At 45.9% G+C, this 2,803-nt stretch carries 1 protein-coding gene and 1 pseudogene; both read right to left on the bottom strand.

What is annotated here, in order from left to right; translation table 11 throughout:
- Positions 1-139 (bottom strand): annotated as a pseudogene (locus ABYB02_RS16350) (LysE family translocator); the annotation flags it as partial.
- 437 nt (positions 140-576) lie between these two features.
- The coding region (locus ABYB02_RS16345) for an alpha/beta hydrolase family protein (protein ID WP_372763432.1) at positions 577-2,803 on the bottom strand (2,227 nt) is incomplete at its 5' end.

Raw genomic sequence — 2,803 nt, 5'->3', positions numbered from 1 at the left:
CGCCCATCATCATCCACAGCGTTCGACGTATTCCGATACTCATGCCCAAGGTCAGTGCCAGTGTCATACACATACCTGGGGTGATAGAGACAAAAAAGAAGGTCGGAATAAATACTGCAAGTACTGCTATATCAATCATTTAAAACTCGTAGTGGTTAAATACACAATGAAAATTAGTTTTGAGTGAAAGAGTAAAGGAAAAAGTCCCAAGGTGAAAGATAAACTAGCTATCAGCAAGTAACAAAGAACCGCTTCAAATCTCGGGCTAAGAACTAAGAACTAAGAACTAAGAACTAAGCGTACCGAGTTTAGCGGATAGCTAGGGCTCTACCCTTCATTTTTAACATAAGTTTTTATCTTAATTGATATATTAGCGCTGCGTCTCTACACGAAAGTTTAACTTGGGGTGGTAGACGGTGAGCTTGCTCACGTTAGCAGCACAGCGGTTCATTGCTCTGCCCGAAACTCGAAGCCCGAAACTCGAAGCCCGAAGCTCATAGCCCTGCCCTAAGTCCTATTTTGCGCGAAGTGCCGTGAGATTACGAGGAGATCTGCTTGATCTCACGGCGTAATGCACTACTGAATCGGGTACTCGCTTATATCACTTGGTTCAACACTGTCATTCAGCAAGTACTTTTCTAGCCATTGCTCTTGTTCCCACAGCACGTGCAATAAGCTTTTGCGAGCACGATAGCCGTGTGCTTCATGTGGCAGCATTACTAAACGTGCTTCTTTGCCTAAGCCTTTAAGCGCGGCATACATGCGCTCGCTTTGCATTGGGAAAGTTCCCGAATTCGGATCTTGTTCCCCGTGGATCATTAACATGGGCTCATTAATTTTTTCGGCGTGAAAAAACGGCGACATAGTAGCGTACACATCTTGCGCTTGCCAAAAATCGCGTTCTTCACCCTGAAAACCAAACGGGGTTAAGGTGCGGTTATAGGCGCCACTGCGGGCAATGCCGGTTTTAAATAAGTCGCTATGCGCTAATAAGTTAGCCACCATAAAGGCGCCATATGAATGACCCGCTATCGCAATATTGTCTTTGTCGGCAATACCTTTGTTGACCAATACATCAACAGCAGCTTGCGCGCTGGCAACCAGTTGCGTTCTAAAGTGATCGTTTGGCTCGCTGCCATCGACACCCACAATTGGCATTTTCGGATCGTCAAATACCGCAATTCCTTTCGCTAAATAAGGCATCGGCCCCCAATAACCAATATAGGTAAATTCATAAGGGGATTCACGCACTTGAGAAGCAACCGCTTTATCTTTATATTCAAGCGGATAAGCCCACATTAATACCGGTAATGGTCCTTGAGTTTTATCATAGCCTGGGGGTAAATATAGCGTGCCCGACAGCTCCACCCCGTCATCGCGGGTGTAGCGCAGCTGCTCTTTGGTAACGCCTTTAAATGCAGGGTACGGATGCGCAAAGTGAGTAATTTGCGTTAAGGTGTTGTTGTCTAAATCACGAATAAAAAAGTTTGGTTGCTCTGTTTTCGATTCGCGAATGGTAATAAAACGCTTACCTTCGTCATCTAGTAACGCGCGTACACGCTCATAATACGGCGCCGCAGATTGCCATAGCCGTTTACTGCTATTGGTTTTTACATCGTATTGCGTTAAAAAGGGAATATTGCCTTGCTCTGATGCACCATTACCACGTAAAAATAGGTAACGCCCACCCACCACTTTCATTACATTAACGCCTAAGTCATTACGCTGATAAATAACTCTACCCGGATCTTTATACGCGTCGTTATAACTGCGCTCAGAAAACAATACGCGGTTGTTATCGGCATCACGAGGCTGAATTATATAAGTACGCACTTGACGGTCACTAAAGCGCCAGTCCGATAACATGGCAATGCTATCGTTACCCCACTCAATGCCCGAATAACGACGCTCTACTTTAGCAAACAGTTTTGGCTCGCGTTTAAACGGTGCACGTAAACTGTAAAGGTAATCATGATGCGCCACCTCGGTTTTCATATCGCCGCCATCTTGCGCTTCGGCCCAAATAACTTCAGCCCCATGATCGGCGCGCCATTCAAATGCTCGACGCCCGGTACGCACACTGTCGTAACCTTGAGGAATATTATCGGCAAGTGGCTGCTTAGCCAACTCCACTAATGAGAAACCGCGCATGCCCCATATTTGCCATGTGGTAGCAAAGCGGCTGTAAGGCACTTGATACGAAAAGGGTTCATCAATACTGGCAACTAATATGTTGGTAGAGTCGGGTGAAACCGCAAAAGATTTAAACAACGCCGGGCGACCAATGGGCTGAGCATGACCATCCAATGTGATGTACACCAGTTGCCCTTGACCATAAAATTTAAACTGCGCTTCATCAAAAGGACTGGTTAATAGGTTTTGATACGTGCGTGCTGGCGCTTTTTCGCCGCGGCTTTGCTGAATAACCGGCACGGTATTTTGACTGCTATTTTGTAATCGAGCTTTGCCTAAGTTAACCGCAATATTAGCCACCAAGGCGCTGCTATCGGGTAGCCATTTATAAGGTGCTGCGGTAAGCACAGAATTGAGTGCAAGCTCATTTAACTCATTGGCTTGCTTAGTTTTCACATTATACACCCAAAGATGAGCCGCCTGTTTTTGCTCTACCACAAAGGCTAAGTATTCACTATTTGACGACCACTGCGGCGAGCGAATAATGCCCGAAGGTAAATTATCAATGGTGATAACACTGCCAGTAGGCACATGCTTAAGCTCTATTGCACTGTATTTAGTGCGTGCGCGAGAGCGCGAAAAGTTAGCTGGGTTTAATTTTATGCCCGCT

The sequence above is a fragment of the Pseudoalteromonas sp. genome (assembly GCF_041613455.1).
Classification (GTDB): domain Bacteria; phylum Pseudomonadota; class Gammaproteobacteria; order Enterobacterales; family Alteromonadaceae; genus Pseudoalteromonas.
Note: the sequence above shows the minus strand (reverse complement) of the source record. Positions and strands in the feature narration are given on the sequence as shown.